Annotated in this window: 1 protein-coding gene; it reads right to left on the bottom strand. The window is 32.9% G+C overall.

Features of this window, described 5'->3' with window-relative positions:
- The coding region (locus J1785_RS26965) for a transglycosylase domain-containing protein (RefSeq protein ID WP_420803815.1) at positions 1-389 on the bottom strand (389 nt) is incomplete at its 3' end.
- Between the last annotated feature and the right edge of the window lie 9 nt (positions 390-398).

Consider the following 398-nt stretch of genomic DNA (forward strand, 5'->3'; position numbering starts at 1 on the left):
TCCTCATATAGCTGATTGAGGTAAAGGGATCTCTGACGATATTTTTTCTCTGTTCTAAGATCAAGATTTTTCCTGAATGGGTATTTAATCCTTGCAACTATGCTATACTCACAAAGGTCAGGGTATTTAATTAAGAGTTTGTCTACCCCATACGTGCTATATCCATAATAACAACATGAAATGTAGCATCTACAAATATCATCTGGTGTTGATGCATTTCTTATTAGAATAGCCAGTATCTGTTCTCTAATCTTTCTTCGTATAGTTTTTTCGTACCTTTTAGTTATGGTTCTGATAAGCTGTTGTTCTATTGTACTTGCTCCTTGATGTATATTCTTAAATATTTTTAGATAGATCGTTCTAATAATAGCGATTGGGTCAACACCCATATGTAATAA

The sequence above is a fragment of the Rahnella perminowiae genome, from assembly GCF_019049755.1.
Classification (GTDB): domain Bacteria; phylum Pseudomonadota; class Gammaproteobacteria; order Enterobacterales; family Enterobacteriaceae; genus Rahnella; species Rahnella perminowiae.